This is a genomic window from Kolteria novifilia, assembly GCA_007748055.1.
Taxonomy (GTDB): domain Bacteria; phylum Planctomycetota; class Planctomycetia; order Kolteriales; family Kolteriaceae; genus Kolteria; species Kolteria novifilia.
On sequence record CP036279.1, the window covers coordinates 3,358,107 to 3,383,281 of the forward strand.

The 25,175-nt window shown below is 62.0% G+C and carries 17 protein-coding genes and 1 tRNA gene; 7 read left to right on the top strand and 11 right to left on the bottom strand.

The features are described 5' to 3' along the window. Nucleotides 1-149 precede the first annotated feature (149 nt). Together Pan216_RS12255 and Pan216_RS12260 are read left to right on the top strand one after the other, a co-directional pair. The gene (locus Pan216_RS12255) at nucleotides 150-2,525 is read left to right on the top strand and encodes a tetratricopeptide repeat protein (protein ID WP_145258269.1); all 2,376 of its coding nucleotides are present in this window, start codon (nucleotides 150-152) and stop codon (nucleotides 2,523-2,525) included. Next, the gene (locus Pan216_RS12260) at nucleotides 2,497-3,282 is read left to right on the top strand and encodes a class I SAM-dependent methyltransferase (protein WP_145258270.1); all 786 of its coding nucleotides are present in this window, start codon (nucleotides 2,497-2,499) and stop codon (nucleotides 3,280-3,282) included. Before Pan216_RS12255 ends, Pan216_RS12260 begins: the two co-directional genes overlap by 29 nt. 37 nt (nucleotides 3,283-3,319) lie before the next feature. On the opposite strand, the gene Pan216_RS12265 is transcribed toward Pan216_RS12260, so the two are convergent. Continuing rightward, entirely contained in the window at nucleotides 3,320-4,312 is a 993-nt protein-coding gene (locus tag Pan216_RS12265; RefSeq protein WP_419193572.1) for an acetylxylan esterase, read from the bottom strand. Nucleotides 4,313-4,490: 178 nt separating this feature from the next. On the opposite strand from Pan216_RS12265, the gene Pan216_RS12270 reads away from it, so the two are divergent. After that, nucleotides 4,491-4,985 (top strand): Crp/Fnr family transcriptional regulator, encoded by a 495-nt coding sequence (locus tag Pan216_RS12270; RefSeq protein ID WP_419193573.1) that lies wholly within the window; start codon nucleotides 4,491-4,493, stop codon nucleotides 4,983-4,985. 63 nt (nucleotides 4,986-5,048) lie between these two features. Next, a complete protein-coding gene (locus Pan216_RS12275) occupies nucleotides 5,049-6,518 on the top strand; it encodes a cyclic nucleotide-binding domain-containing protein (protein ID WP_145258273.1) in 1,470 nt (489 codons plus the stop codon). Between the two features lie 30 nt (nucleotides 6,519-6,548). Here the strand turns inward: Pan216_RS12275 and Pan216_RS12280 are convergent, their stop codons facing one another. The 8 genes from Pan216_RS12280 to Pan216_RS12310 form a co-directional block, all read right to left on the bottom strand. Next, nucleotides 6,549-7,553 (bottom strand): DUF1559 family PulG-like putative transporter, encoded by a 1,005-nt coding sequence (locus tag Pan216_RS12280; RefSeq protein ID WP_419193574.1) that lies wholly within the window; start codon nucleotides 7,551-7,553, stop codon nucleotides 6,549-6,551. A 53-nt stretch (nucleotides 7,554-7,606) separates the two neighbouring features. Next, a complete protein-coding gene (locus Pan216_RS12285; RefSeq protein ID WP_145258275.1) occupies nucleotides 7,607-8,455 on the bottom strand; it encodes a DUF1559 domain-containing protein in 849 nt (282 codons plus the stop codon). 108 nt (nucleotides 8,456-8,563) lie between these two features. Then, nucleotides 8,564-8,719 carry a hypothetical protein gene (locus Pan216_RS28320; protein WP_419193575.1) on the bottom strand — a complete coding sequence of 52 codons (156 nt, stop codon included), beginning with the start codon at nucleotides 8,717-8,719 and terminating at the stop codon, nucleotides 8,564-8,566. Between the two features lie 144 nt (nucleotides 8,720-8,863). Continuing rightward, complete coding sequence (locus Pan216_RS12290; protein ID WP_419193576.1) at nucleotides 8,864-10,297, bottom strand: DUF1501 domain-containing protein; 1,434 nt, start codon at nucleotides 10,295-10,297, stop codon at nucleotides 8,864-8,866. An 11-nt stretch (nucleotides 10,298-10,308) separates the two neighbouring features. Next, nucleotides 10,309-13,467: a PSD1 and planctomycete cytochrome C domain-containing protein gene (locus Pan216_RS12295; RefSeq protein ID WP_419193577.1), complete on the bottom strand. Its 3,159-nt coding sequence runs from the start codon at nucleotides 13,465-13,467 to the stop codon at nucleotides 10,309-10,311. A 176-nt stretch (nucleotides 13,468-13,643) separates the two neighbouring features. Next, nucleotides 13,644-15,335 (bottom strand): hypothetical protein, encoded by a 1,692-nt coding sequence (locus tag Pan216_RS12300; protein ID WP_145258278.1) that lies wholly within the window; start codon nucleotides 15,333-15,335, stop codon nucleotides 13,644-13,646. Beyond that, nucleotides 15,332-15,874 carry a sigma-70 family RNA polymerase sigma factor gene (locus Pan216_RS12305; RefSeq protein ID WP_145258279.1) on the bottom strand — a complete coding sequence of 181 codons (543 nt, stop codon included), beginning with the start codon at nucleotides 15,872-15,874 and terminating at the stop codon, nucleotides 15,332-15,334. Before Pan216_RS12305 ends, Pan216_RS12300 begins: the two co-directional genes overlap by 4 nt. Before the next feature lie 451 nt (nucleotides 15,875-16,325). Continuing rightward, a tRNA-Ser gene (locus Pan216_RS12310) sits at nucleotides 16,326-16,412 on the bottom strand. A 445-nt stretch (nucleotides 16,413-16,857) separates the two neighbouring features. Between Pan216_RS12310 and Pan216_RS12315 the strand changes: the two genes are divergently transcribed. The 3 genes from Pan216_RS12315 to Pan216_RS12325 all read left to right on the top strand — a co-directional run bounded on the left by Pan216_RS12315 (nucleotide 16,858) and on the right by Pan216_RS12325 (nucleotide 21,311). Continuing rightward, the gene (locus Pan216_RS12315) at nucleotides 16,858-18,234 is read left to right on the top strand and encodes a DUF1501 domain-containing protein (protein WP_145258280.1); all 1,377 of its coding nucleotides are present in this window, start codon (nucleotides 16,858-16,860) and stop codon (nucleotides 18,232-18,234) included. A 147-nt stretch (nucleotides 18,235-18,381) separates the two neighbouring features. Beyond that, nucleotides 18,382-19,767: a sigma-54-dependent transcriptional regulator gene (locus Pan216_RS12320; protein ID WP_145258281.1), complete on the top strand. Its 1,386-nt coding sequence runs from the start codon at nucleotides 18,382-18,384 to the stop codon at nucleotides 19,765-19,767. Between the two features lie 77 nt (nucleotides 19,768-19,844). Continuing rightward, nucleotides 19,845-21,311 (top strand): c-type cytochrome domain-containing protein, encoded by a 1,467-nt coding sequence (locus tag Pan216_RS12325; RefSeq protein ID WP_419193578.1) that lies wholly within the window; start codon nucleotides 19,845-19,847, stop codon nucleotides 21,309-21,311. 40 nt (nucleotides 21,312-21,351) lie between these two features. On the opposite strand, the gene Pan216_RS12330 is transcribed toward Pan216_RS12325, so the two are convergent. Together Pan216_RS12330 and Pan216_RS12335 are read right to left on the bottom strand one after the other, a co-directional pair. Continuing rightward, nucleotides 21,352-22,563, bottom strand: coding sequence for a DUF1559 family PulG-like putative transporter (locus Pan216_RS12330; RefSeq protein ID WP_145258283.1), 1,212 nt, complete (start codon nucleotides 22,561-22,563; stop codon nucleotides 21,352-21,354). Between the two features lie 527 nt (nucleotides 22,564-23,090). Further along, on the bottom strand, nucleotides 23,091-24,932 hold the full coding sequence (locus Pan216_RS12335; protein ID WP_145258284.1) for a UbiD family decarboxylase: 1,842 nt from the start codon (nucleotides 24,930-24,932) through the stop codon (nucleotides 23,091-23,093). Nucleotides 24,933-25,175 lie beyond the last annotated feature (243 nt).

Consider the following 25,175-nt stretch of genomic DNA (forward strand, 5'->3'; position numbering starts at 1 on the left):
CTTGCTGACGGTCGATCAGCACCGATGTGTGCCTTGTGGTATTGCGGCGTTCAGGAGCGATCGACTTGGACTCGCGGAAATCAGTCCACTCAGGTTGATCAAACTCGTGAAGCCACCGCTGAGCGCCGTCAACTCTCGCTGAGGAACTGATGCCTAGCCCAACAAGTGTTCAAGTCTCGTTTGGGGCGGTCACGATCGCTCTACTCACCATCGCGACGCCACTCCTCGCTTCGAGCATTCGCGCGGGAGACCGCGTGACGGTCATCACTGCCAATGCTCGATTGATACTCGATGAAGACGTTGTCGGGACAATGGAGGTTGGTGAAACTCACTCCGTTCGCAAGGTCGACCGGAAGGGGATCTGGATCGAAGGTCGTCGCGGGGCCTTGCGACCGTCGGACGTGATTCCGGCAGAGCAAGCGATCGAGTTTTTCACCGCCAGAATTCAACGCGATCCGTCGCTGTTTTCCTATCTTCACCGAGCTAAACTTTGGCACGATCGTCGGGAGACGGCCAAGGAGATTGACGATCTCACGGAGGTACTTCGTCTCGAGCCGAGGTACGCTCACGCCTACGAGAAGCGGGGGGATGCTTGGACGCGTCGTGGGGCTTACGCCCGGGCGGTGGAGGACTTCTCGAAAGCGATCGAGCTGAATCCAGCGAACGTCTATGCGTACCAGAGCAGGGGGCATGCGCGGCGGCGAATGGACAAACTCGATGGGGCACTCAAGGACTTCGAGCACGCCATCGAACTCGACCCCGATCGAGCCTACAGTCTCTGGAATCGGGCAAGCATCCTGCGTGGACTCGGCCGTTCACGTGAAGCTCTACCTGACATCGACAAGGCTCTTCGCCTCGAGCCGAACAATGCCACAATCCATCGCATTCGCGGAGACCTCTGGTCGGACTTGAACGAGTATGACAAGGCGATCGCCGACTACGATATCGCGATCGAAATCGACGGCGACAACGCCTTCTACCATTACCTGCGCGGAAAGAACTGGGAGATCAAAGGAGAAATTGACCGGGCGATCGCTGACTACTCCCGAGCTTCTGAACTCGACCCCGAGGATGACTCTTACTCACGCCGTGTCGCGGAACTGCGAAAACTCAGGCGACGACGTAGCGGTACGATCGTTGGCGACGGTACGGCAAGGCGTGTCGCCTCCAAGAGCACGTCCCGAGTCAAGGATCGAGGAGAGAGCCTCTCGGACGCACAGGATCACGATCGGGAAATCCGCGAGCTCACCAAGGCGATCGCGTCGGCTCCCGACAACGGCAAGCTCTACGGCCATCGAGCCTACCATTGGACGTGCAAGGGAGAATTTGACAAGTCCATCGAGGATTCGTCGCAAGCGATTCGACTGGACCCGGACTCGAGCGAGCACTATCGGCGTCGCGGTCACGCTCGCTTGAAACTCGGGAAGTGTTCCGAAGCCATTCACGATTTCAATGAAGCGATCCGTCTCAATCCTAACGACGCGTACAGTTTCAGCCGACGCGGTTGTTCCTGGACCGAACTAGGCGAGTATCAGCGAGCCAAGGTAGATCTCTTTCGAGCGATCAAGCGGAATCCATCGGATCTCTTCAGTCACCAGCAGCTCGGGTACACGAACCTAAAGCTCGATGAATACAACGAAGCTGTTCGGAACTTTAGTGAAGCGATCCGGCTCGACCCGGACGACGCCTACAGCTACAGCCGTCGTGGGTGTTCGTGGGGCGAACTTGGAGAGTATCAGCGTGCCATTGAGGATCTCACCCATGCGATCGAATTAGACCCGTTGGATCCCTTTGGTCACCGGCAACTTGGATACGCAAACTTGAAGCTCAAGAGATTCTCCGCCGCGATTCGCCCTTTCAGCGAAGCCGTGCGTCTCGACCCCAACGACGCTTTCAGCTATAGTCGGCGCGGGTACGCCCGGAGGAAAATTGGCGAACATCAGAAGGCGATTGGCGATCTCGATCGAGCGATCCAGCTTGATCGGTCGATGGCATTCGCCTATCGGCAACGTGGATACGTCCACCAATGCGTCAGGAACTATGTCCAGTCGACGATCGACTATACCGAGGCGATCCGTTGCGGTCCCAGTGTCGCCAACGACTTTCATCACAGGGCCTACTCGCGAAGAAAACTTGGGGACTACGATCGATCGCTTTGGGACTACTACACCTCGCTTCGACTCGATCCCACCAATGAATACACTTACGGTGGGATCGCGTGGTTGATGGCGACTTGCCCGCGAGAAGAGTTTCGCGATGGGGCCAAAGCCGTCGAATTCGCCACCAAAGCCTGTGAATTGTCCGAGTGGTCGAACGCCGATCAGTTGGAGTCGCTAGCCGCCGCCTACGCCGAGTTGGGTGATTTCGCCAAAGCGGCCCAGTGGCAGAGGAAAGCGAGAGATATCGCTCGAGATCCCAACAGGCCGGACCTGCGGCGACGTTACCTGCTCTACGAGCTGGGGTTGCCCTTTCGAGAAGAGCTGATCGAGGAACGTGATGGGGTTTTTACACTATTCTCGCGATAGCGAGGATTTCGCTCGCGACTACCAAGCGCTCTTGCGTTGCGTGAAGCGGCCCACGACCGAACAGCTCTACGAACGCGTGCTCGACCGTTATCCCAAGAAGTCGATCGTGGTCGACTTCGGGGCCGGCAGCGGTACCTTGACCAAGGAACTCGTCGAACGCTACGAGACCGTGCACGCGGTCGAAACCAATGCCGAACTCCGCGAGATCCTCATTCGCGACTGTCCCACCGCCAACACCATCGACGCGACGATCACCAGTTTCGACATGGAAGGGGAGTTCGACATCGGCATCATGCGCCACTCCCTCTACTTCGTGCCCGATCACCGGTGGCCGGGCACCGTCGCCGCCGTCGCCTCCCATCTTTCGGAATTTGGTGTGTTGCTGGTGACACTGCTTCACCCGGAGCAACCGATCTTCGGCGTCATGGAGGCCCTGGGAGCGCCGCGGATCGACGCCTTCCAACTCATCAGCGCCTTGCGGCTCTTCCCCGAGTTTCGCGTCGAACAGGTCGCCACCTACGAGACGATCGAGAGCGAATCCTTTCAGGACGTCTGCGCCGTGGCCCGCTACACGCTCAACCATCGCGGTCGGGAAGACTACGGGCGCCCGGTGGACGACTACACGTTCGAGCGTTTCGTCGAGCAGTTCCTATGGGACGCGCGGCGGAAAGAGGCGTCTTGGCCCTATCCTTCCATTTCTCTCCTGATTCGCCGCAACGATTACTGGAAGTCCGCCGATCCCTCTCGGCGTGCCTGACACGCCTCAGCTTGACCCAGGCGGAGCCGGCGTCGAGTCACTCGGCGGCCGGAGATCCCTTTCCAAACCCCTCGGGGACTCCGGAGAGCGCCATGCCTAGCCAACGGTCCTCGAACTGTTTCCACAACTTCTCCTCGGGACGGTCGGAGTGGCTGACGGGGAATTGCATCAACTCCAGTGGCCCGTCGAGATGGTGAGCGATGGGGTAGACGGTATCGGCGGGAACGACATCGTCCTCCAAGCCGACCCCCAAGAGCGTTGGACACTTGACGAGCGGAGCGAAGTTCATCGGGTCGAAGTAGCGTAGGACCACCATGGTGTCCTCCGTCGCTTCGGGTCGCTCCTGAAGGAAGCGGTTGATTTCGGCGCCCGAGCCGGTGCGGACGAAGAACTGCCGACCCTCGGCCCATCCGAACGTCGGCACGCCCAGCGCGAGCAGATCGGCGTAGCGGAGCAGGCCTTGAGCCATCACCGCGAGCCCACCGGCGAAGCTCACCCCGTGGAGCAAGCGTCGACTCGTTCGATCGCCCACCAATTCGTCGGCCACCTCAACCGCCCGGAGATAGTCGCAGACCGCGCCGCGCACGACCGAGCGCTCCGGCGACTCGATGCCGGTTAAGACATAGCCCCAACGCGAGCGTTTGGGAACGGCCGATTCAGACACGCCGAAACCACGTATGTCGACCCCGAGGACGTTGACGCCGCGACGCGCCCAATCCCAGCGTGCCGCGCACTGGCTGCCGTAGCCGTGACTGTGAACGACGAGAGGCCGCCGCTTGTCATCCTCCCATTCAAGCAAGTAGCCCCCGATCCGCACCGATCCGAGCGAGGAGAACGTGAGCGACTCGTGACGGATGGGAGTCCTCGACGGACTTGGGCGACCCCGTCGCTCGAGAGCCGGATCGACCCCGTCGAGTGCTTGAGTCGTGCGGACCCAAAAGGTCGTGAAGTCAGGTGGTCGGTTGAGCTTCGGTTTGACGCCGATGTCCACATTCCAAGTCGATCGAATCTTGCTCGACGACTCCTCCATGGCTTTCGTCTCCACGTTCTCGAACCAACCGCTCCGTGCCCTCGGAGACTTCGTCCGTCCGAGCCGAGTCCTCATCCTTGTTTTATGCGGTCGTCGGGAGAACTTCGCTCGAGAAATGAGTTGGTACAATGAGTCTTGAAGACGTGAGAACGCCGCCATTGTTGAGGAGTACGTGGTCGTGGTGACGGCAGAGGAACTCGCGAGCGTTTGGTTTTTCCAGGGGTTGCCGGCATGGGCGATTCGTCGATTGGCCGAAAGCGCCTCGATCAAGACGTACGATGGGGACGCGTACCTCGTCCACCAACACGACGAAGCGCTCGCGGTCTTCTTCCTCCTCGAAGGGACGATCCAATTTCTCCTGCGGTTTGAAGGGGTCAACGATTTGCTCGTCGGGGTGGATTCGAGACGAGGGTCTCTCGTCGGTTGGTCCGTCTTTCGCTTGCCGTATCGTCATACCGCCTCGGTTCGATGCGAACAGCCTTGCCGTGTCCTGCGACTCCCGGCCGATGCGCTCCGCGAGGTCATCCATCGCGATCCACGACTGGGTCTGACGTTGACCCGCCGTGTCGCGATGTCCATCGCGGATCGGTTGGAGATGACGCGCGATTTCCTCTTCGATCAAGGAGGATCGACGCTGAGCGATGACCATCGGCCTGTCAGGACGCTCGGCTAAAACTACCAGACAAGTCGGTGTTCGCCGGTTGGGAGAGTTCAAGAGTCGATTGAGGAACGAGACGTGCAAGAGGCGATCGAACATCTCGAAATCTCTCCGTTCTTCGAGGCGATGGAGCAGCCCTGGTTGGAGCGTCTCGCCCTCCATGCCCGACTCGTTCGAGTCGGCCCCGGGAAAGAATTACTTCGCGCCGGCGACGACGCGGAGTCCTTTTACATGCTCGTCTCCGGGTCGGTGCGGCTGTGTTTCGATCAGGCGACATCCGGAAAGAACGAGCATCGCGAGGTGATGGTTCGCACGATCAGCGAGCCGGGGCGCGTGATTGGTTGGTCGGCATTGGTGGAACCGTTCCACTACCGAGCGACGGCGAGAACGATCGAGCATTCTGAACTCTACGCCTGGGATCGCGAATGGCTCGAGCAGGAGTCCGATCGGGTGCCCGAGTTCGGCCTGGAGGTCATGAAGCGAATCCTGTGGGTCCTCGGCAATCGCCTTCGCGAGACGAGAATTCGCTTGGTCGCGAAGCGCTACGAGGAAGAAGTCATCGCGATCCGGGCCCTCCTTGGCGACGCCGCCGATCAACTCAGCGTCACGTCGCCATTACACAAGATTCCGTATTATCTCGAGAATCGGCTGACGCTTTCGGACGCCTTCCACACGCTGGAGATCCTGGGTGAGCGTGGCGACCATCTCGAACGCAACCTATCGGGGCTATGCCTCGACGTCTTGGGACGGGTCCGGACGGAATTGATCATCTATCAGCAGCTTCAGCTCATCTACGAGATTGTGGCCCAGGCGCCCGAGACCGCCTCGCCGGCGCACATTCGTCGCCGATGTTGCGAGGAATTTCAGCGCCTCTTCGCGGAGACGGATTACGTGATCGAGGGGAGGGAGCATCTTCCCGACGACCCTGGACACATCTTCATCATGAACCATCTCGACAGCCATCCCGAAAACTCTCTCCCCAACGACTTTCGCCTGACGCTCGACACCCACTTTGTTTCCGCGATGATCGTCTTTGCCAAGTACGGTGAGGCACCGATACGCGTCGTGAGAAAATCTCGACCGGACGAATTCGGCCATCAGCAGTACTACGATCGGCTTGGCTATCTCTATGTCCTCGCGGGACACGTCGATGAGGATACCGAGCATCCGGAAGTGATGGCCGAGCAGCGCCGCCGTCACTTCTTCGATGCCGCCAGGAGTTGTTTGCTCGAAGGCCAGAATCTCGTCATTTGTCCCGAGGGCGGCAACGCGAGCACCGAGGACTCTCCCAAGCCGTTTCGCGCCGGCGCGTTCCGACTGGCGGCGATGGTTCGACCCGAGCCGTTGATCGTGCCCGTCGCGGTCGCCAACTTCGACGCGAAACTGACCAGGACGCGACTGGCGGCCGTCGTCAAGAGACCCTTTCGGCTCTCCGAGATCCTGGCCAATCCCAACGACAATGCCTCGCTCTACGCCTTTGTCAACGGCTACCGGGAGCGCTTTCGCGGCTATGTCCAGGAGGCGCGATCGTTGGCGGCCGTCCGATAGGCACGGCGATGACGCCAGCTCCGCCGAGCTTCAGTAGGCGTTGCCGAGTGGGACGCCGTCGGCGATGTGTCCGAGCCGTTGGTAGACGCCGTAGCTTGAGTACTGGGACGAAGGAACGCTGCCGAGGGTATTGGCGTCGAAACTCGCGGGCAAGCGATAGTCGATCTCGTCCGCGATGAACGAGACCGCTCCGTCGGCCATGAGGAACTGGGCCCCGCCGGGGTGCTCGCTCGAGAAGCCGGTGGAGCAGGTTTCGAAGTTGCTGCCCGTGCCGGAGAAAGTTGGGTCGTTCAACGGGCGACTGAGCCTACCGGTGGTATAGTCCGAGCCTCGCGGGCCGCGCGCGCTGGGATTGGTGTGGCGATTGCCGACCCACGCGGCGGCGTTGCAGCGCCACGACCGCTCTCCCACCGCGAAGGTCTTGCTCGAGCCATCCTGCAAGTCCGCCAGCCGCCGAGTGCCACCTCGACTCATGACCATCATGCCGTCATTGGAACGATCGACGTGGTAGTTTCCGCAAACGCCAACGTAGTTGGATGTGCCGGGGTAGAAGTCGGCCGGCGCCCCCAATCCATCGAACGTGCGATCGACGGGCGTTCCCTGGAGCGTATCGCTGGACGAGCCGTCGGAAGGGCAGCGAAACAGGGAGATTCGTGTTTGAGCGAGTTGGCGACCCGCGGCGCCGCCACCGCTGTTGCTAAGAAGGTTTCGAAGTTGCCAGGTGTTGACGTTGAGCGAGTCGTAGAGTTGCTGCTTGTCGATGTGCGGGAGGATGTAAGTCCCCCAGCCCCATTGCTCGGCCGAGGAGGTGTTGCTGCTGAGTCCCCCCGGCGGGAAGACGCCATGCTGTTCGTGGTAATTGTGCAGAGCGACTCCGATCTGCCGGAGCTGACTGACGCACATGGCGCGCCGAGCCGCCTCGCGTGCTTGCTGCACCGCGGGCAGGAGCAACGCCACCAAGACTCCGATGATCGCGATGACGACCAGTAGTTCCACCAAGGTGAATCCCGCCGATGTTCGTCGATGATGTATCACGAGCTGGCTCCCCATCAAGTTCCCCAACGTTCACCCAAACGACCCGATGACCGCTACTGCTGAATGATCTCACCGCTTCCCATCGTGGCGAACGCTTCGTAGGTTTCCCCATCGATGGCGTCGCTGACGAAGTTGACCGAGCCATCGGCCAGGAGGAAAAAGCCACCGCCGTTGTGGAGGCTGCCGTAGCTGAAGTCGTTGGTGCCGTTGAGTCGCCGGTCCTGGTTGTCGTAGCAGGATCCCAGCGTTCCCGCCGAACGGTTGGCCGTATAGGCTCCCGGCCAGATACCGCCCGCCTTGCCGGTGCTGGCGTCGCCGCTCCACCAGCGCTCGCCGACGGCGTAGGTCTTGCTCGTTCCATCGGAAACGTTCGCGAGTCGCGTGCTGCTGCTCGCGTAGAACATGCCGAGCTCGTCGATTCCCGAGGGAAGGGCGTCGCCGATGGAGTTGCGAACGCCAATGCAAGCGACGTAGTTGGCCTTGGCGTAGCCGCCACGACGGGTGTTGAGCGGTCCACCGGTGTCGGACGGACAGTTGAAGATCGCGAGGGTGAGCGTCGTGTCGGGCGTCGGCGACGCCGGCAGGATCTCCGAACTGACGTTGAGTCTGTCGTAGAGACTGCTCTGGTCGAGGTGTGGTAGGAGCATGACACCCCACCCCCAGCCGGGGTTGTTGTTGCCGCGGTAGATATAACCGGGCGGGAAGACGCCGTGTGCGTCGAGGTAGTTGTGAAGGGCCGCCCCGAACTGCTTGAGGTTGCCGAGACATTGCGAACGTCGCGCCGCTTCGCGCGCTTGCTGTACCGCGGGTAAGAGTAACGCCACCAAGACCCCGATGATCGCGATGACGACGAGTAACTCCACAAGGGTGAAGGCGCGTCGTGCGCCATGCCGGTTGTTCATGAGTTCGGTCCCCAAACGAATGTAGAGAAGAAGTGCGAGGTATCGCCAAGCTTAGAGGCAAATGACGCTCGTGTTAAGCGGAAACTTCAAAGAAGTGAATGTAATCTCTCACCGATCAATGCCGGTTTGGCGAACGCAGAAGTCGTCGTTGAGAAAGCTGATAGGGTAGGTGTAATCGTCTTGAGAGTGGCACTGGACGTCGGGTGGAAGAAGGGGGGCGATCCCGCGATAGTCGCCGCTATTATTGAAGGGTGGACGTGACAACGACGGTCTTGGAGATCAAGAGATGTTGGCGGATTCTTAGTCGGTGCGGGTGGGGTGAGTCTTAGTGCGCACCTCTACTATTGGAACCGCACCAGATAGAGAAATCTCTAACTCGTCCCGGTTGTCGCTGAGTGTCGATAGGTGTTAGGCGAACACTTCGTGGACGACGTCACCTCCGAGAACGGTTGCTAGTTCGTCGCGGCCATTGTGTTGGTAAATCAGTTTGTGCTGATCAATGCCCAGGGCATGAAGGATCGTCGCGTGCAGGTCGCTTGGGCGGACTGGGCGTTCCACGGCGACGTAGCCCAGCGGATCGGTGGTGCCGATCACGTGGCCTCCTTTGACACCTCCTCCCGCGAGCCAGACCGTGTAGCCGCTGGGGTTGTGATCGCGACCCTTGCCGCGTCCCTCCATCGTGGGGGTACGGCCGAATTCGCCTCCCCAGACGACCAACGTGCTGTCGAGCAGGCCGCGAGCTTTCAGGTCCGCAAGTAGAGCCGCCACGGGGCGATCGGTCTTCGCGGCCATCGAACGATGATTGCGTTCCAACGCGCCGTGCGCGTCCCAGCCGCCGACGCGGATTTGCACGATGCGAACACCTCGTTCGACCATGCGGCGGGCGAGCAAGCAGGCACGCCCCATTGCGGAAGTGGGCTTGTCTTCGGTGCCGTAAGCGGCCTTGACGGGCGAGGGGACCGAGGAGAGGTCGAAGAGCTCCGGCGCCGCCGACTGCATGCGGAACGCCATCTCGTAGGAGCGAATTCGGGCCTCGAGTTCGGAGTGCTCGCCCAGGCTCTCGAGATGACGGCCGTTGAGCCAACGGACCAGGTCGAGTTGGCGACGCCGCGCCGAGGGAGTGTAGCTCGCCGGGGTGGCGATATCGTCGATGCCGCGGCGCGGGTCGATGACCGTCCCCTGGTAACGCGCGGGCATGAAGCCCGTTCCCCAACCCGCGGCTTGCGGAAACTGCATTCCCACGGAGTTGATGTTCATCACCATGTAGCCCGGCAGGTTCCGGTTCGGGCTACCCAGGCCGTAGAGCATCCACGCCCCCAAGCTCGGACGATCGCCGAGTTGGGTCCCCGTCAGGGCCACGCACTCGGCCGGCCCGTGGACCGGATTGCGGTGATGCATCGAGCGAATGACGCAGAGATCGTCGGCATGCTTGGCGGTCTCGGGGAAGAGTTCAGAGACATCGAGCCCGCTCTCGCCGCGCTTCTTGAACTTGAAGGGCGAACGCATGATGTTGTGCAGCCCGGCCCGTTTGATCTTGGGGATCTCCCGAGCAATGCTGTCGGGGACGCTTTGCCCCTGGAGGGTCGCGAGGGCCGGTTTGGGATCGAAGCTGTCGACCTGGCTGGGGCCGCCGGCCATGAAGAGGAAGATCACCCGCTCGGCCTTCGGGGGAAAGTGCGGAGCGGCGACTCCTCCCGGCTTCGAAGAGGAGGCGAGCGCTTGCTCGTCGGCGAGCATTGTCGAGAGGCCGATGCTACCCGCGCCCAGTCCCAACGCCGCGAGAAAGTCTCGCCGCGAGTGGCCCGAGGGTTCAGATCCGTGCGATGTCGTGTTCCAACTCAAGGGATCGTTCCTTAGGGGATGTAGAGAAATTCGTTGAGGTTCAGCAGTGAGTGACATAGCTGTGCCAGCGGCGGCATCTTGTCGCTCGCGTCAATACTCGCTGCTTTCAGGTAGTTCAGGCATCGTTCCAACTCGGGCTCCGTCGGAGGACGGCCGACCGTCAGACGGAAGGCGAAGTTGACTTGGTCCTCGGGGCGCTGGTGCCTCCGGGCGACGCGCTCGGCGAACTGTCGCGCGGCCCGGAGCGCGAAGCCGTTGTTGAGTAGGTAGAGCGGCTGGAGCGCCACCGTCGAGACCCGTCGTTGGGGACAGCTCGCGAGCATCGAGGGGCCGTCGAAGAGGCGATGTTCGTGGGACGGGAAGTTGCGATCCTGAAACAGATAGATCGACCGGCGCTGATCCGCGTTCTTCGACGACGCCTTGAGGCTTGGGCCACCAACGCGGTCCTCGAGCGTGCCGGCGACGGCCAGCACACTGTCGCGAATGCTCTCCATCTCCATCCGGCGCGGTTCCCGTCGCCAGTAGGTCACGTTGTCGGGATCGAGCGATGCGTTCGCGGTCGAGTGTGCCGACGATTGCCGATAGGTGTTCGACTGCACGATCAAGCGGTGAAGGTGCTTGGTGCTCCACCCGTTCTCCATTAGTTCGCACGCGAGCCAGTCGAGCAAGGCGCGATGCATCGGCTCGGGAGTCTGGACGCCGAAGTTGCTAGGCGTCTTGACCAAGCCTTCGCCGAAGTGGTAGAGCCAGATTCGATTGGCCCAGACGCGGGCGGTGAGCGGGTTGTCGCGCGACGTCAACCAGTCGGCCAGGGCTCGACGCGGATGCTCGTCGATCGGCGCCGACGATGGAACCTCCCCGAAGACCGCCGGCCAACCGACGTCGACTTCGGGGCCGCGCGAGTGGGCTTCGCCGCGCGTCAGCAGGTAGGGCTTGGCTTGAGCCAGTTCGGTTGGCTCGTAGAGAAGGGGCCAACGAACCTCGGTCGGAGCGACGGGGACCTGGGAGGGACTCGTCGCGGGGGAGTAATAGCCCCACGCCTGGTTGAGTTTCGCGATCGCTTGCCCCAGTTGCCGATAGCGTTTCTTCTCCTCGGGCTTCATCCGCCCTTCGACGCTCTTGCGGATGATGAGGATCTCCTCGCCGGGCCGACTTTTTTGAGCGGCGCTGACGAGACGCTCGCGGACCGTCTCGAAGAGCTCAATGCGCGCGCGGACGAGGTCCGCGGTCGAGGCGGTTCCGGCAAGATTCGCGTTTTCCGCTTGGGCAGGCAGCACGAGGTAGACCGGCTGCCCCTTCACGAAGAAACCCTGAAAGCGGTAGTAGTCGCGCGCGGTGATCGGGTCGAACTTGTGGGTGTGGCACTGAGCACATTCCATCGTCAGTCCGAGCAGCGAACTGGCGGTCGCGTTGGTCACGTCGACCAGCATGTCGTTTCGCTGGATGACCTTGTCGAGCTCGTTTCCGCTCACCCGGGCGGAGGCGAGGAAGCCGGTCGCCACGAGATGCTCGTCACGAAGCGGCTGTAGCTCGTCGCCGGCGAGTTGCTCGCGCAGAAACTGGTCGTAAGGCTTGTCGGCGTTGAAGCTGTCGATGACGTAGTCGCGGTAGCGCCAGGCTTGGGATCGGGGCCGATTGTGTTGATGCCCGTTCGTCTCCGCCCAACGGGCCAGGTCGAGCCAGAACCGTCCCCAGCGCTCGCCATGGCGGGGCGAGGAGAGGTAGTGCTCGACAAGGCGATCGTAGTCCTCTCCGTTCGGCGTATCGGCCAGCGAGGTCGCTTCCTCGGGCGTCGGCGGCAACCCGGTCAGGTCGAGCGCCAGGCGACGAGCCAGCGTCGTCGGCGACGCGGTCGGGGCGGGAACGATGCCTTGTCTCTCCTGCTCGGCGAGGATGAATGCGTCGACGGGCGTGCGGACCCAGTCGTCGCGATTGACTTTCGGAACGTCGGGACGCTCGACTCTCTGGAATGCCCAGTGGTCGGAGGTGAGCCGCTCCTCGGCGGGAAGGACCGTCTCGTCCCACTTCGCGCCTTGGTCGATCCAGCGGGCGAGCAGTGCGATCTCTTCTTTCGCCAGGGCCTCATCGGGAGGCATCCGTTCGTCGTCGTCCTCCGTCGTCATCCGGTGGAACAGCGGGCTCTCGTGACTCTTCCCCGGCAGCACCAGTGGGTAACCGCTCGACTGACCCAGGACCTCTCCGCCGATGTCGAGCCGAATGCCCGAATCCGAATCGGCCCCCGCGTGACAATCGAAGCAGTGCGTTTTGAGCAGTGGGTAGACATCGTCCTTGAAGCTGACCTCGGGACCGAGATCGCGCGGTTGGGCCGCCATGACCGGACGAGCGCCGAGGACGACATCGCTCCAACTCGTTCCCAGGGCGAGATCGGCGATCTCGATGCGGTCGGTCGGTTCGGTCTTCAAGCCGGTGGCGAAGCCGACCCAATCGATCAGGTTGGGCCCACGCGGGCTCTTCGCGGTGGCGTCGGGAGAGGACGCCTGATCCGGTTTGGGGTCGACCCACATGGAGAAGCGATCGTAGCTCCCTCGGGGGCCGCCGCGGCTCTTCCAGAGCCGACCGACAATCGTGTACCAGCGATCTCCCTCCAGTTCGACCGGCGTCCACGCGGTGTGCTGACTGGAGATCCGAACCATGAACATGGTCTGCTTGTGCTTGGGGGCTCCGGCGGTGTGAACGCCGATATTCGGAACCGCCGCGTTGTGGTGCGCGCCGTCGCTGCCATCGATATCATCGAGCCACATCACGAAGAACTCGCCGTCGGTGCCGGAGTCGATCGACGCGGCGTCATAGCGGAGCCGAAAGCGGAGGAAGAGTTCGTCCGCGGTGACGGGATGTTCGAGGCGGCGCCGGAGTGGGTTGTTGCGTTTGGCCGTCCCACGGATTTGGACGATCCCGCCGCGATCACCCGAGGGGTCGCCAGCCTCCCCGACGACCATCGCCCCGGCGTGTCGGGAGGTCTTCCACGGGGTCTTCCAGCCATCCCCCGTGTCTCGGCTTCGTAGGTTCCCTTCCGGATACCCGAAGCGATCGAACGCGATCGTGCCGGAAGAGGGATTCGTCGCGCCGGCTTCCGCGCCGAGGGAGACTCCGCCCGCTAGGGCCGCGAGTGCGAGGGTGAAGCAAAGGCTGTGGCGAGTTGTCCGAGTCATGAATCGTCCAGCGTTGTTGGTGGTCATTGGTCTTGGGTTGGCCGTTTGGTCGAGCCGTCGTCGCCTCTCACAATCGTCGCGACCCGAGTCTCCTTTTCTTCTCGGCGTCTGAGGGAGCGTCGCATCCCTCACGCCCACGCGAGCGAGTCCCGCATGCACCCGGCATCTCTTTCTCATCACGGCTTGCCGGGTTGTCCTTGCTCCGATGAATCGGTCGACGAAGTCACCGACTCGAAGGTCGGCCCAATGCGAAGTCGATCGATCAACAGCCGATCGTGCGGCTCGGTATGCTGCCCCATGCGAAAGCCGAGGAAGGTCGACTTCGGGACTCCCTTGGCATCTTCTCGGCGAATGACTTCGACATCGGCGGGTTGGCGATCTCCCGGACGAGGGTTCATCCAAAGCTCGAGTCGGTCGGGCTCACCGTCGCGCGATCGCCGCAGGGCCGCGACAAACCAATAGGTCGCCCCATCCTGGGCTCGCTCTTGAACCACTTCGTGTCCGTGGTGTAGTCGAGCGAAGATCCAGCCGAAGCGAATGCCGACGTTGGGGGCGCGACTGTGACTCGAATCCATCGTGGCGGCATCGTCGAGCCAGAACGAGAAGAAGTCGTCCCGGTCGAGCCCGTCGTAGCGAGCAAGAAAACTGATGTAGAGGTCGTCGTCGCCAACCGTCGGCAGTTTGCGAACGATGCGGTTCGCGATCGACGGATAGGCCGGATCCCGGCCGTGCAGCGCCACCGCGGTTTGTCCGGCCGTTTCTCCCGGCAGCGTCAGCCCTGGGGCGACGACTTCGGCGAAGGGAACGTCGGCGCGCCAAGCGTGGTCGCCAAACCCTTCGCCCCCGTGGCTGCCGTCGAAGTCTCCCACTTGGTAGTCGAAGTCATCGGCAATGAGCTTCGGTGGAGCCGCCACCCGCGCATCCGTCTCCGCGAGGGCATCGGTCGATTCGTCGAGTTTTCCCGGGCGGGTGACAAGCGTCCCTTTCCGGACGGCCGCGATTTGTTCCAAGGTCGGCAGATCGCCAAAAACGTTACTCGCGGCGGCAAACCGGGCATCAACCGCAAAGTCGCGCGGAAACCGACCCGCTTGCTGGGCGGTCAGTCGCGTCTGGCCAGGCTCCCGCGTGGACCGGACGTCGGCGACGCCATCAAAGACGTGAACATCGGTCTCGCCGGCGGCATCGACCACCAGGCCGACCTGCCTCAAGTTCCCGACGATGTTGGTGCTCGGGGTGACGACTTCTATCGGATCGGCGGATTCGGGGATCCGGGCGTGAATGTTGCCCGCGTGCAGCGCGATCTTACGGGGCGAGGACAACTCGAGCCGACAGGGCCCTTGCAGCGTCATCGCCACGCCGTTGTCGAACGCGAGCCGAGCCGTGCCACTTTCGAGCGCGACGGTCTCGCCCTGGCGGAAGCGATCGCCGTAGGAGGGGACGTTTCCGTCCGGCCATGTCGCGTCCTCGGTGTCAACCAGCGACGCGATGAGCCTTGACGGCTCGGGGCCCGCCGGTTGCCGGTTCGCTCCACGCCACGGCGACCATAGGACGATGGTGAGAAGCAGGATGGCGGCGGCGACGAACGTAGTCATCGTCGCGAGGCGTCGCTTCGAATGCCGCGTTGCCGGTTCCGTGGCACTCGCGGGGGAGAGGGTATCGGCAAGTGCCGACATCTCGGGCGACTCCTCGACGTAGAGTTCGCTGGAGAGCATCGCCTCCAAGTTGACGTGGTAGACGTACTCGCGAATCAACTCGGGATCGCGTCTCAGGTGTGCGGCGAGTCGTTCCTCGTCCTCGCCACGAAGTGACCCCTCCACGGCGTGGCGAAGCAGGGTCTCCCAATCTCGTCTCGCGTCGGAGTCGCTCATGTGTTTTCTCCCGTCGCGAGTCGGTGTTCGATGCACTCGAGCAGGCTCTTGCGGATTCGGTAGAGCGACATCGAGATCGCGTCGGCCGATCGTCCCATGAGCTCCGCGATGCCGCTGACGGAGATGCCTCGGCTGTAGCGATGGTTGAGCAGGTCGCGGTGGTGGCCGGAGAGCTTCTCGATGCAGTCGCGTAGGGCCTTCGTGCGTCGTTCGGCCTGTTCGGCTTGTGCGACCGCTTCGTCGGCGATCGCCCCGACCAGATCGTCCTCGAATGGGACTTTCGCTTTGCCTCGTTCCTTCTTGAGGAAGGCCAGCGCCTGCAGATGGGCGATGCGGCAAGCCCAGGCCTTGAACGGTCGCTCGGGATCGTATTCCTCCCGTTTGCGCCAGAGCACCATGTTGGTCTCTTGGACGATGTCGTCGACATCGCTCGGCCGGCGCACGATCGCGTGGACGATGCCTCGCAGCGCCGGTTGGGCGCTGACCAACTGCGCGAGGTAGCGTTCGTCACCGCGCTCGGAATGGTTCGTTTCGTGCATGCGTTGGCTCGTGGTGCGAGTCGTGATGGTCGATCGAAAGCGATGCGGGGCGCTGGAGGTATTCGACCGACTCTACAAGAGGTTTGCCGAACTGGTTGAATCTAACGCGAAAATGCGAGAAATCGTTGAGAATCGGGGGAAGAGTGAGGGTCTTGGGGGCAAAAGGCGGCGATTTTCGCTGAGATCGCGCCGCGAATGGACAGTGTTCGGGCCGCGAGCGTCGCAAGAGGATCGTGGCGTCGATTAGGCGTCCGCGATGTCGGCGCTGGCGCCCCGATCGTATGCTCGGCGACGGTCCGATCAGGCGTGAACCGTTTGTGACTGAAATGGAAAGGAAGCCGGCGGGCGAGAAAGGAGTGTCAGCTCACGCCGGGCGGGGCGATACGCAAGACTTTCGTTCGCCTTTGATTCGCTGCCTCAAAGCATTCTGGGGAATGCCAGACTCGGCAAGCGGAGAGGGTGGGATTTGAACCCACGGTCCCCTTGCGAGGACACAGCATTTCCAGTGCTGCACAATCGGCCACTCTGTCACCTCTCCGGACGTCTCGCTGAGAAGGAGACGTTCGCAGCAACCTATTCTGGGGAAGGGGACCTATAGGGTCAAGAATGGGAACCGCACGAGATTGGTTCTCTCGGATCGAAAAGGTCTCATTGGACGGTCTGGCACGACTTCAACGACGTGGAGAAGTCGGCACGACGGGAGTGCCTCGAGGCGCGATGGGAAGAGAATTCCAGGCGTAGACCCGAGAAAAGACTCGATCGTCCCCCGCGCCGAGTCTCGATTCGACGGCCGAGTGGAGCAGATGTTGAATTGCCGCCTGTGGACTGTTAGCATCAGGGAAAGCTCGGGAATTTCAGGGTGGCGAGTCGGGAGCGGTGCGCCGTTGCGCGGGAGCGTCCGCCAACTCGAAGTGACCCGACCTGCCTGCGGCATTCCTCAACGATTTCACAGCGCATTGAATCTTCGACACTGAGGTAAGCACATGTATCGCTTCATGGGACGTGGTGAGGCCGTTACCTGTTCCGGCGTCACGAGACGCGACTTTCTCCAGGTCGGCATGCTGGGTTCGATCGGGCTGACGCTGCCTCAGTTTCTCGCGATGGAGGCCCAGGGCGCTGTCGCCAAGCCGGACGATGAGCGTTCGGCGATCATGATCTTCAACCTCGGCGCTCCCAGCCACCTCGACACGTGGGACATGAAGCCTGAAGCCCCCGAAGAGGTTCGCGGGCCCTTCAAGCCGATCGACACGTCGGCCTCGGCCTACCAAGTCAGCGAGATTCTCCCGCGAATGGCGAAGATCGCCGACAAAGTTTCCCTGGTTCGCTCCTGCTACCACACGGCTCCCGCGGTGCACGACACCGGGCACCAGATGATGCAAACCGGGCGGCTCTTCTCCGGAGGGATCAATTCGCCGCACGTCGGCTGCGTGCTCGATTTTCTCTACGGGCCGAGGACTGATCTCCCGACGCACATCGTGCTCCCCGAGCCGATGGGGCGCACGGGCGGCAATCTGCCGCATGGGCAAGATGCGGGTTTCCTGGGCAAAAGGCACGATCCGTTCGCGTTGATGTCCGATCCGTCGAAGCCGAACTTCCAGGTTCCCGACCTTTTGCCACCCAAGGAGATCGGGGACGTTCGGCTCAAGCGGCGTCGCAAGCTGCGTCAAGTCGTTGACGAAACGGTCCGCAATTTCGAGACCAGCGAAGAAGCGAAGCTGATGGATAGCAACTTTGCGTCGGCCTACCGCTTGATGACGTCCGAGCGGGCCCGCGCCGCGTTCGACCTCGCGCAGGAGCCTGAGTCGGTTCGGGATCGCTACGGCCGCAATCGATTCGGGCAGTGTTGCCTCCTCTCGCGCCGGCTCGTCGAGGCGGGCGTTCGCTTTGTCACCGTCAACACCTTCCTGACCGTCTTCAACGAGATCACGTGGGACATCCACGGATCGGCTCCCTTCACCTCGATCGAGGGGATGAAGGAGCAAGTCGCCCCGATGTACGATCAGGGTTATTCGGCGCTCATCGAGGACCTCTCGGAACGGGGTTTGCTCGAAAAGACGATGGTGGCGTCCCTGGCGGAGTTCGGCCGAACTCCGAAGATCAATCCCGCCGGGGGACGTGACCATTGGCCTCAGTGTTGGACCGTCTCGTTCGCGGGCGGCGGCATCCAAGGGGGACGCGTTGTTGGCAAGTCCGACGAAATCGGCGGCTACCCCGTGGAACGACCCGTCGAGCCGGCGGAAGTCGTCGCGACCGTCTTCAAGAGCCTGGGCGTTGATCTCGAGACCCTGCTCCCCGGTCCCCAAGCCAGGCCATTTCCCGTCGTTGACTACGGCGTCCACGCCATCAACGAACTCTTTTGAGTACCCGTGGAATCGCTCCCACCCGCAAGGGTCGGTGGGGAACAAACGGGCCGCATGTCTCTTTAGGCCCCGTTCTCGATCGACCGGCGCGAGATCGCTCCGGGGATGGGACGGCGATCGCATGTCATGTCGGAGAATTGAACGTCGATGAGCCAAGCGGGCCGAGTCGGTAACGGAGAGGCTGTCGTTCTTGTTGCCGATGACGACGCCGTGACAAGGCGCTTGCTCTGTCGACACCTTGAGGCGGCAGGCTACCAGGTCATCGAGGCCGCCGACGGCGCCGAGGCGACCGCCCATTTGACCACCGATCTCGCGGTCGCCCTCATCGATCTTCAGATGCCCAGGGTTTCGGGGCTCGACTGTCTCCGCCACGCGCAACGCCACTGTCCCGATCTCCCCGTCCTCGTCATTTCCCAGTTCAGCGAGGTTCGCGACGCGGTGGCGGCGATGAAGGAAGGAGCCTTCGACTACGTCACCAAGCCGGTCGATCCCGAGGAACTCCTGGTGCATGTCGCTCAAGCGCGCCGTTCGGCGAGGCTCACGCAGGAGAACCGCCAACTCAAGGAAGTCGTCGGTGGGTCGATGCCGGCGGAGATCATCGGCGGCGACTCGGCCGCGTCCCGAACGCTCTTCGAACAGATCGAGAAAATCGTCCCCATCGACGCGACGGTCCTGATCACGGGCGAGAGTGGGACCGGAAAGACGACCATCGCCCGTTTCATCCATCAGCATGGCCCGCGAGGATCACAGCCCTTCGTGGTGGTCAACTGTGGAGCGTTGCCACGGGAACTGATCGAGGCGGAACTCTTCGGCCACGTCCGCGGGGCCTTCACCGGAGCGGTCGCCGATCGACCCGGACGGGCCGACATGGCCGATGGCGGCACGCTCTTTCTCGACGAGATTGGCGATCTGCCGCTCGAATTGCAGCCGAAACTGCTGGCTTTTCTCCAGGATCGGATCGTCGAGCCGATTGGAGGAGGCAAACGGCGCAAGGTCGATGTTCGGGTGATCGCCGCGACCCATCAAGATCTCGAATCGAAAGTCGCCGCGGGTGCGTTTCGGCAGGATCTCTATTTCAGGCTCAATGTGTTGCCGATCACTGTTCCGCCGCTCCGAGAAAGACCTGAAGACGTGCCTCTCTTATGCGATCATATCCTGCGTCGCATCGCCGGGAAGCGGGGACAGGATCCGTTCGTTCTTCGCGAGGGAGCGAGGGAAAAGCTGGTCCAGCATCGTTGGCCCGGGAACGTGCGCGAACTTGAAAACGTCCTGGAGCGAGCGACGGCGTTCGCGACCGACCGGGAGATCGACGTCGACGACTTGGGCTTCGCGGCCGACGTCGTGTCAGCCCCGCCAGGGGAGGGAGGCCGTCTCGCGGGGCGAACACTGGAAGAGATCGAGCGACAAGCGATTGTCGAAACGCTCGAGTGGGCCGAGGGGAACAAAAAGCAGGCCGCTCGAACGCTCGGAATCGACGAGAAGAGCATCTACAACAAGATGAAACGCTTGGGGATCTCTTGGAACCGAGGATGAGACCGAGGGCACGGGTTCGGCTCCGAAGCGAGCAGAGACACGGTGGCCGGCGCCTGCGAGGACTCGCGGCGGGACCAGTGCTCGTCGCATGGTGCGCGCTGCTTGCGCTGGGGACGAAAGCGCTTGGCCAAACCGCCGAGCCCGCGAAGCTTCCGGTCGACTTTCGGACGCGGGTTGAACCGATTCTCCAAGCGCATTGCGTCTCCTGTCATGGCCCGAGCGAAGCCAAGGGCGGACTCCGGCTCGATCGACGGGCCTACGCGGCGCGCGGGGGAGACTCCGGCAAGTCGTTGCTGAAGATGCCGCTTGACGAGAACGAGCTGATTCGCCGAGTCTCCGCGGCTGACCGGAACATCATCATGCCGCCCGAGGGGCCGAAGCTCTCCCAAGTGCAGATCGCGACGCTGGAGGCCTGGATCGCGGAAGGGGCGCCTTGGCCGACGTCGACAAGCGACGCGCCGCAGTCGATTCACGCCGACAAGGACAAGGGGTTCTGGAAGACTTTTGACGCGTTCGTGCCCTTTTTTGAGCACCATCTTCGGCTGCCGCTGGCGATCGTGCTCCCCTTTCTCATCCTCTACTGGATCGCCGTCCGGACCCGTCGTCGACAAAAGGCCACGACAAACGAAGCTCCCTCGTCGCTTTCCAGAACCATCGCGCACTTCGGTCCGTCGCATCTCTGGATCGTGGTGCTGTTGATGACGCTCCTGACAACGACGACTTATCTGGCCGAATTGCACGAGCGACTTGCGACCCAGGAGAAGAGGCTCAAGCAGCGCCGCCTCGCGACAAGCCCGACGGCCGAAGATGTCGTGGGCGACGAGGGGAAGCCGATTCGTCCTCATCACCCGAAACGTCTCGGCGGGACGTACTATCGGGGCAACGACGAGCGCAACGAGAAACTCTTCAACAACGGCTTCTACCGAACCGCGACCTTTCACCTTTCGCTTCTCGATCAAGACAAGCGCAAGCTCGGCCTCGGAGACCGAATCGAACCGGGGCAGCGGCTCTTCGTTCGCGTGGAGATCGAGCGTTCGCCCTTCGCGACTCCGGCGCTCTTTTCCAAGGAGGTGATGGAGCAGGCCTATTTGACCGACTTGCCCGAGGGGACGGAGATCGCCGACGCGACGATCGCTCCGGTTCCGTTTCGCACGGCGGTCGAGGGTGAGCGTTGGTTGGCCGACTATCCGATCGACCTTCCCGCGTCGGGCGACGCCGACCCGCTAAAGGGGCTGATTCACGTTTACAAAGGCAACGCCGACACGCAGATCTCGGGGACGCATCATTACGGGGTTGAGTACGAACTGGTCGTCACCCAGGGGAAGCTCGACGCGGCGTCGGAACTCTGGATGGGACCGACGTACGTCACCGGGAACGTGATGATTCCGGTCCCTGGGAAGATGTCGATCGAGGAGTGGTTCGACTGGCGTCCCCTCCCCGAGATTCCCCACGAGCAGACGAAGGATCCGAAGCTTCTGGGCGTTCCCGAGCACCTCGGCGCCGACTACGACCCCTCCGCGCAAGAGAAAAGCCCTCCCGAGTAGGGGAGGGCTTGGTGGTTGTTCGAGGAAGAAGCTGGCAATCTTAGTCGATGTCGTCTTCGTTGATGGGGGCTTGCCGGTTGCTTGTACTCATTCGCCCACCATCGGGACTCATGATTTGTGCGAACACCGTTCCAGCAATGGAGTCGTTGATGAACCGCGTGGATCCATCGCAGAAAACGAAGTGAACTCCGCCCGGATGCAGGCTATTGGGATAGGGATGTTCGCCTTCATTGACTCCACTGGTGCTGCCGTTAATGCCACCTTCGATTCCAGTCGTGCCGCTATCTACGGGAGGCGCTAGAGATCCCTTGCTGTTGGCGGCAGTGATGTCCAGCGTTGAGTTGGCGGTACCACTAGACGTGACGTTGATCGCAATAGGGTTCACGAAGAATGATGTGACGTTGGGATGAGGACAGGCCCAATTCTTGACAAAATTTGTCAGGCCATCGGGTCCTGTGTTGACGTTCTCGGACAGCATCACCGTTGTCGACGTACCATCCCTAACGGTGGACAGCGTGTGACGGAAGTTTGCCTGAGGTGTCGACGTATCTTCACTCGTTGTGGAAAGAAACATCAGCCCTGATCGCTGCAAGTCTCGCATGGCTTCGATGCCACCTGCCATTGAGGTGTCGAGTGTGCCAGCACCTGCTGCCGTGTGGTAGGGAGTTGGGTAGTTGTAGCCGCCGTTGACGACGTAGCTAAGGTTTCCTTCTCCAGCCAATGCGCTAATGTCTTCCGGACAGACCAGAACCTTCATCGCATTGGAAGCAAGCTCGGCGTGGTGGACCGTTTGGGCGGAGGTTACCACGTTGTTATTGTAAGCACCGAGCCCCGCGGCCGCTGAAAAGTCCCATTGATCGAAAATGTCAGAACGATCAATGAACGGCAGAAGTGGTACTACCCACGAATACTTCATGCCTGTCGTTTGGGAGGACAGATCCTGTGCTGATCCACCGATGGTCGCGGCCGAAAGGTCCGAGGCGGCACCATTGGCGGTCCAGTTGCCCACACCACTCGGATTCCAATATCCACTCGGGGGGAACTTGTTGTTCTGCGAAACGAACGCGAGCATCGCGGTGCCGACGTTACGCATGTTGTTGAGACACTGAGCACGGCGGGCGGCGCGGCGGGCGCCCATGATGCCTGGCAGAATCAGCGAGGCCAAGATCCCGATGATGCTGATGACCACGAGTAGCTCGACGAGGGTGAACCCCCGGCGGCGTGCACGATGCAACTGACGATGCTGCTTCATCGTTTCCCCTTCCCATGAGATGCGTTTTCTTCCCTGGCAGTTGGCACCATGCCGGCTCGACCTTCGATGAATCCCGCGTCTCGAATCGTCCGTTCGTTCAACCACCGCGGCGGTGTCGCCTTTGTCGATCTTCCCTGGGTACCATGCTCACGTTTGCGTGGGCATGCGGTGAAGACCTACCTTGCAAATGGCGAAGTACCCTCTGGCAATGGTTGGCGACGAGCTTGCCAATCCGAGACTGGTCCGAATGGTCTGCCACGTTCCTGCCTGTCGGATCTACCTAGAGTAGCAACAGCCATTCCAAAAAGCTGCCGCCACCCAAACCACCATTCTCCCGAAACGGGCGAGCGACTGCAACCTATTTGTAGCAAGCAGGATAGGGCGATCTTGCCGGAGTCGAACGTGCGTCAATCGGCACCGAGATGGGCGGATGACTCTGGTTCGAGCTCGATGGGAGGCTTCTCGACTGGAAATTCTCCCGTTGGTCCTCATGCGGCTGGAAAATTTCCTGCCGGTTGGAAGCCTGGTCAAAAGATCCCGTGGAGGGGGCCGCCGGCAGCGGCGAGGGCATCCACACGTTTGGTGACCTCCGGATCCTCGATCAACGGCGGGGCATGGTGCGGCTTGAGCCGGGCATCGATCACCAGCGAGCCGTGGCAGCCCCAGTGTTTCTGCACGCAGAACGATTCGATCCCATGGATGTCCGCCGCTGGATTGGCCCGCGTGAAGGTCACCCACAGGAAGTTTCGCACCGTCCTGGCGGTGAACTCACTGTCGTCGACCAGCACGACGAGCGGGAACGCGTTGATCGGATGCCGAGCATCGAGCGATTCGGTGAACCGGATCAGCGATTCCTCGTACTCCCCGGCATCGTCGGCGTAGGGCGGCGACTTGATCGCGAGAATGCCGGGCAAACAAAGCCGAGGTTCCTCGAAGTCCTCCGGCAGCGAACAATCGCTCGGGATCTCCTTGGGAAGGACTCGCCGAGCCGGACCGACCGCCGCCATCACCAGCTTCGACCCCTCGTTGAAGCCCGAGCCCGAATAGTCGAGCGTGTCGATCGTCGTCGAGGTCTGAAAATGGAGATCGAACGCCCAGTCGATCCGTTCGAGAAGATGCCGGAAGAAGGCGGGGATGTCGCTGATGTCGAGTTCCGGGTCGTCCTCGTTCGCGACGATCAGCAGGAATTTCGCAAGCGAGAGCTGACCCTGGCCCAGGATCGCGTTGGCGCACGTCAGCAACTCCTGCGGACGCTTCCGCTCGGCATAGGGGACGTAACGCTCGCTGCCAATCGCTAGCAGCAGCGGATGAACGCCCGCCTCGTCGACGGCATGCACGGCATGAACGCCATGAACGACCGTCGGGATGACCGGGCCGGTCAGCTCGTGGATGAACTTGCCAAAGGTCGTGTCTTCCTGCGGTGGCCGACCAACGACGGTGAAAGGCCAGATCGCGTCGTCGCGGTGGTAGACGCCGTCGACGTTGAGCACCGGGAAGTCGTGGGCCAAGCTGTAGTAGCCGAGGTGGTCGCCGAAGGGGCCTTCGGGAAGCAATTTGTCGGGGTCGATCCAACCGGTGATGCAGAAGTCGGCATCGGCCGCGATGGCCGGCTCGGCGCTGCGCCGCACGATGCGAAGTCGCCGTCCACCGAGTGCTCCCGCGAAGGAGAGTTCGGGAAGTCCCTCGGGAAGGGGCATCACCGCCGCGACCGACATCGCTGGTGGGCCGCCGACGAAGATGTTCACCCGCAGCGGTTGGCCTTTCTTGATCGCCGCGGCGTGGTGGACGCCGATGCCCCGGTGAATCTGGTAGTGCAACCCGATCTGCTTGTCGGGCGCGTAGTCGCTACCGGAAATCTGGACGCGGTACATCCCCAGGTTCGACTTGCCGGTGCCGGGGCGACGCGGATCCTCGGTGTAGACCTGCGGCAGGGTCACGAAGGGTCCGCCATCGCGGGGCCACGACGTGATCGCGGGAAGGTCCGAGAGGTGGATCTTGTTGGCGAGGACCGGTCCCTTGCTCATCCGCTTCGGCAGCGTGTTCCAGCCGGTCAGCGGCAGCCCGAGGTAGCGCCAGGGACGTCGGCCGAAGTTGGTCGGATCGACCTTGAGTTCGACCAGCCGCCGGACGCGCTCGAGGGTATCGCGAAAGATAAACTCCGCCCGCTCAAGGGTACCGAAGAGGTTGCTGACAAGGGGAAAGCGACATCCTTTCGGCCTAGTGAAGAGCAGAGCTGGGCCTTGCGCTTCGTAGACGCGGCGCTGGATCTCGGCGACCTCGAGAAACGGATCGACCTCGGCATCGACGCGGACCAAGTGCCCGTGCTGCTCGAGATCCCGAACGCATGCTGCGGTGTTGCGATAGCCCATGCTGCTTGATTGTAGGAGGGAGAACGACGTCCGCCATCGCGATCAGGCTCGCGTGTCGCGTTACGGGTCGAACTCTTTCAGAGTTCGGAATTCATCGCCACGCCTACCCAAGGTGCGCTGCGCGACCTTGGGCTGTGTACTTTAACGGCGTTGCCGTAGGGAACCAAAGAAGGGTACAAACGCGTCGCGCCAGTGCCCACTGGGTCACCCTATCCCCACGGTCACCGTTTCACGGCGTTGCCG

Bases quoted from the DNA above. Each gene is read 5' to 3' on its own strand.
- Pan216_RS12255 (WP_145258269.1), top strand. From the start codon at position 150: ATGCCTAGCCCAACAAGTGTTCAAGTCTCGTTTGGGGCGGTCACGATC.
- Pan216_RS12260 (WP_145258270.1), top strand. From the start codon at position 2,497: ATGGGGTTTTTACACTATTCTCGCGATAGCGAGGATTTCGCTCGCGAC.
- Pan216_RS12265 (WP_419193572.1), bottom strand. From the start codon at position 4,312: ATGGAGGAGTCGTCGAGCAAGATTCGATCGACTTGGAATGTGGACATC.
- Pan216_RS12285 (WP_145258275.1), bottom strand. From the start codon at position 8,455: ATGAACAACCGGCATGGCGCACGACGCGCCTTCACCCTTGTGGAGTTA.
- Pan216_RS12295 (WP_419193577.1), bottom strand. From the start codon at position 13,467: ATGACTCGGACAACTCGCCACAGCCTTTGCTTCACCCTCGCACTCGCG.
- Pan216_RS12300 (WP_145258278.1), bottom strand. From the start codon at position 15,335: ATGAGCGACTCCGACGCGAGACGAGATTGGGAGACCCTGCTTCGCCAC.
- Pan216_RS12305 (WP_145258279.1), bottom strand. From the start codon at position 15,874: ATGCACGAAACGAACCATTCCGAGCGCGGTGACGAACGCTACCTCGCG.
- Pan216_RS12315 (WP_145258280.1), top strand. From the start codon at position 16,858: ATGTATCGCTTCATGGGACGTGGTGAGGCCGTTACCTGTTCCGGCGTC.
- Pan216_RS12320 (WP_145258281.1), top strand. From the start codon at position 18,382: ATGAGCCAAGCGGGCCGAGTCGGTAACGGAGAGGCTGTCGTTCTTGTT.
- Pan216_RS12330 (WP_145258283.1), bottom strand. From the start codon at position 22,563: ATGAAGCAGCATCGTCAGTTGCATCGTGCACGCCGCCGGGGGTTCACC.
- Pan216_RS12335 (WP_145258284.1), bottom strand. From the start codon at position 24,932: ATGGGCTATCGCAACACCGCAGCATGCGTTCGGGATCTCGAGCAGCAC.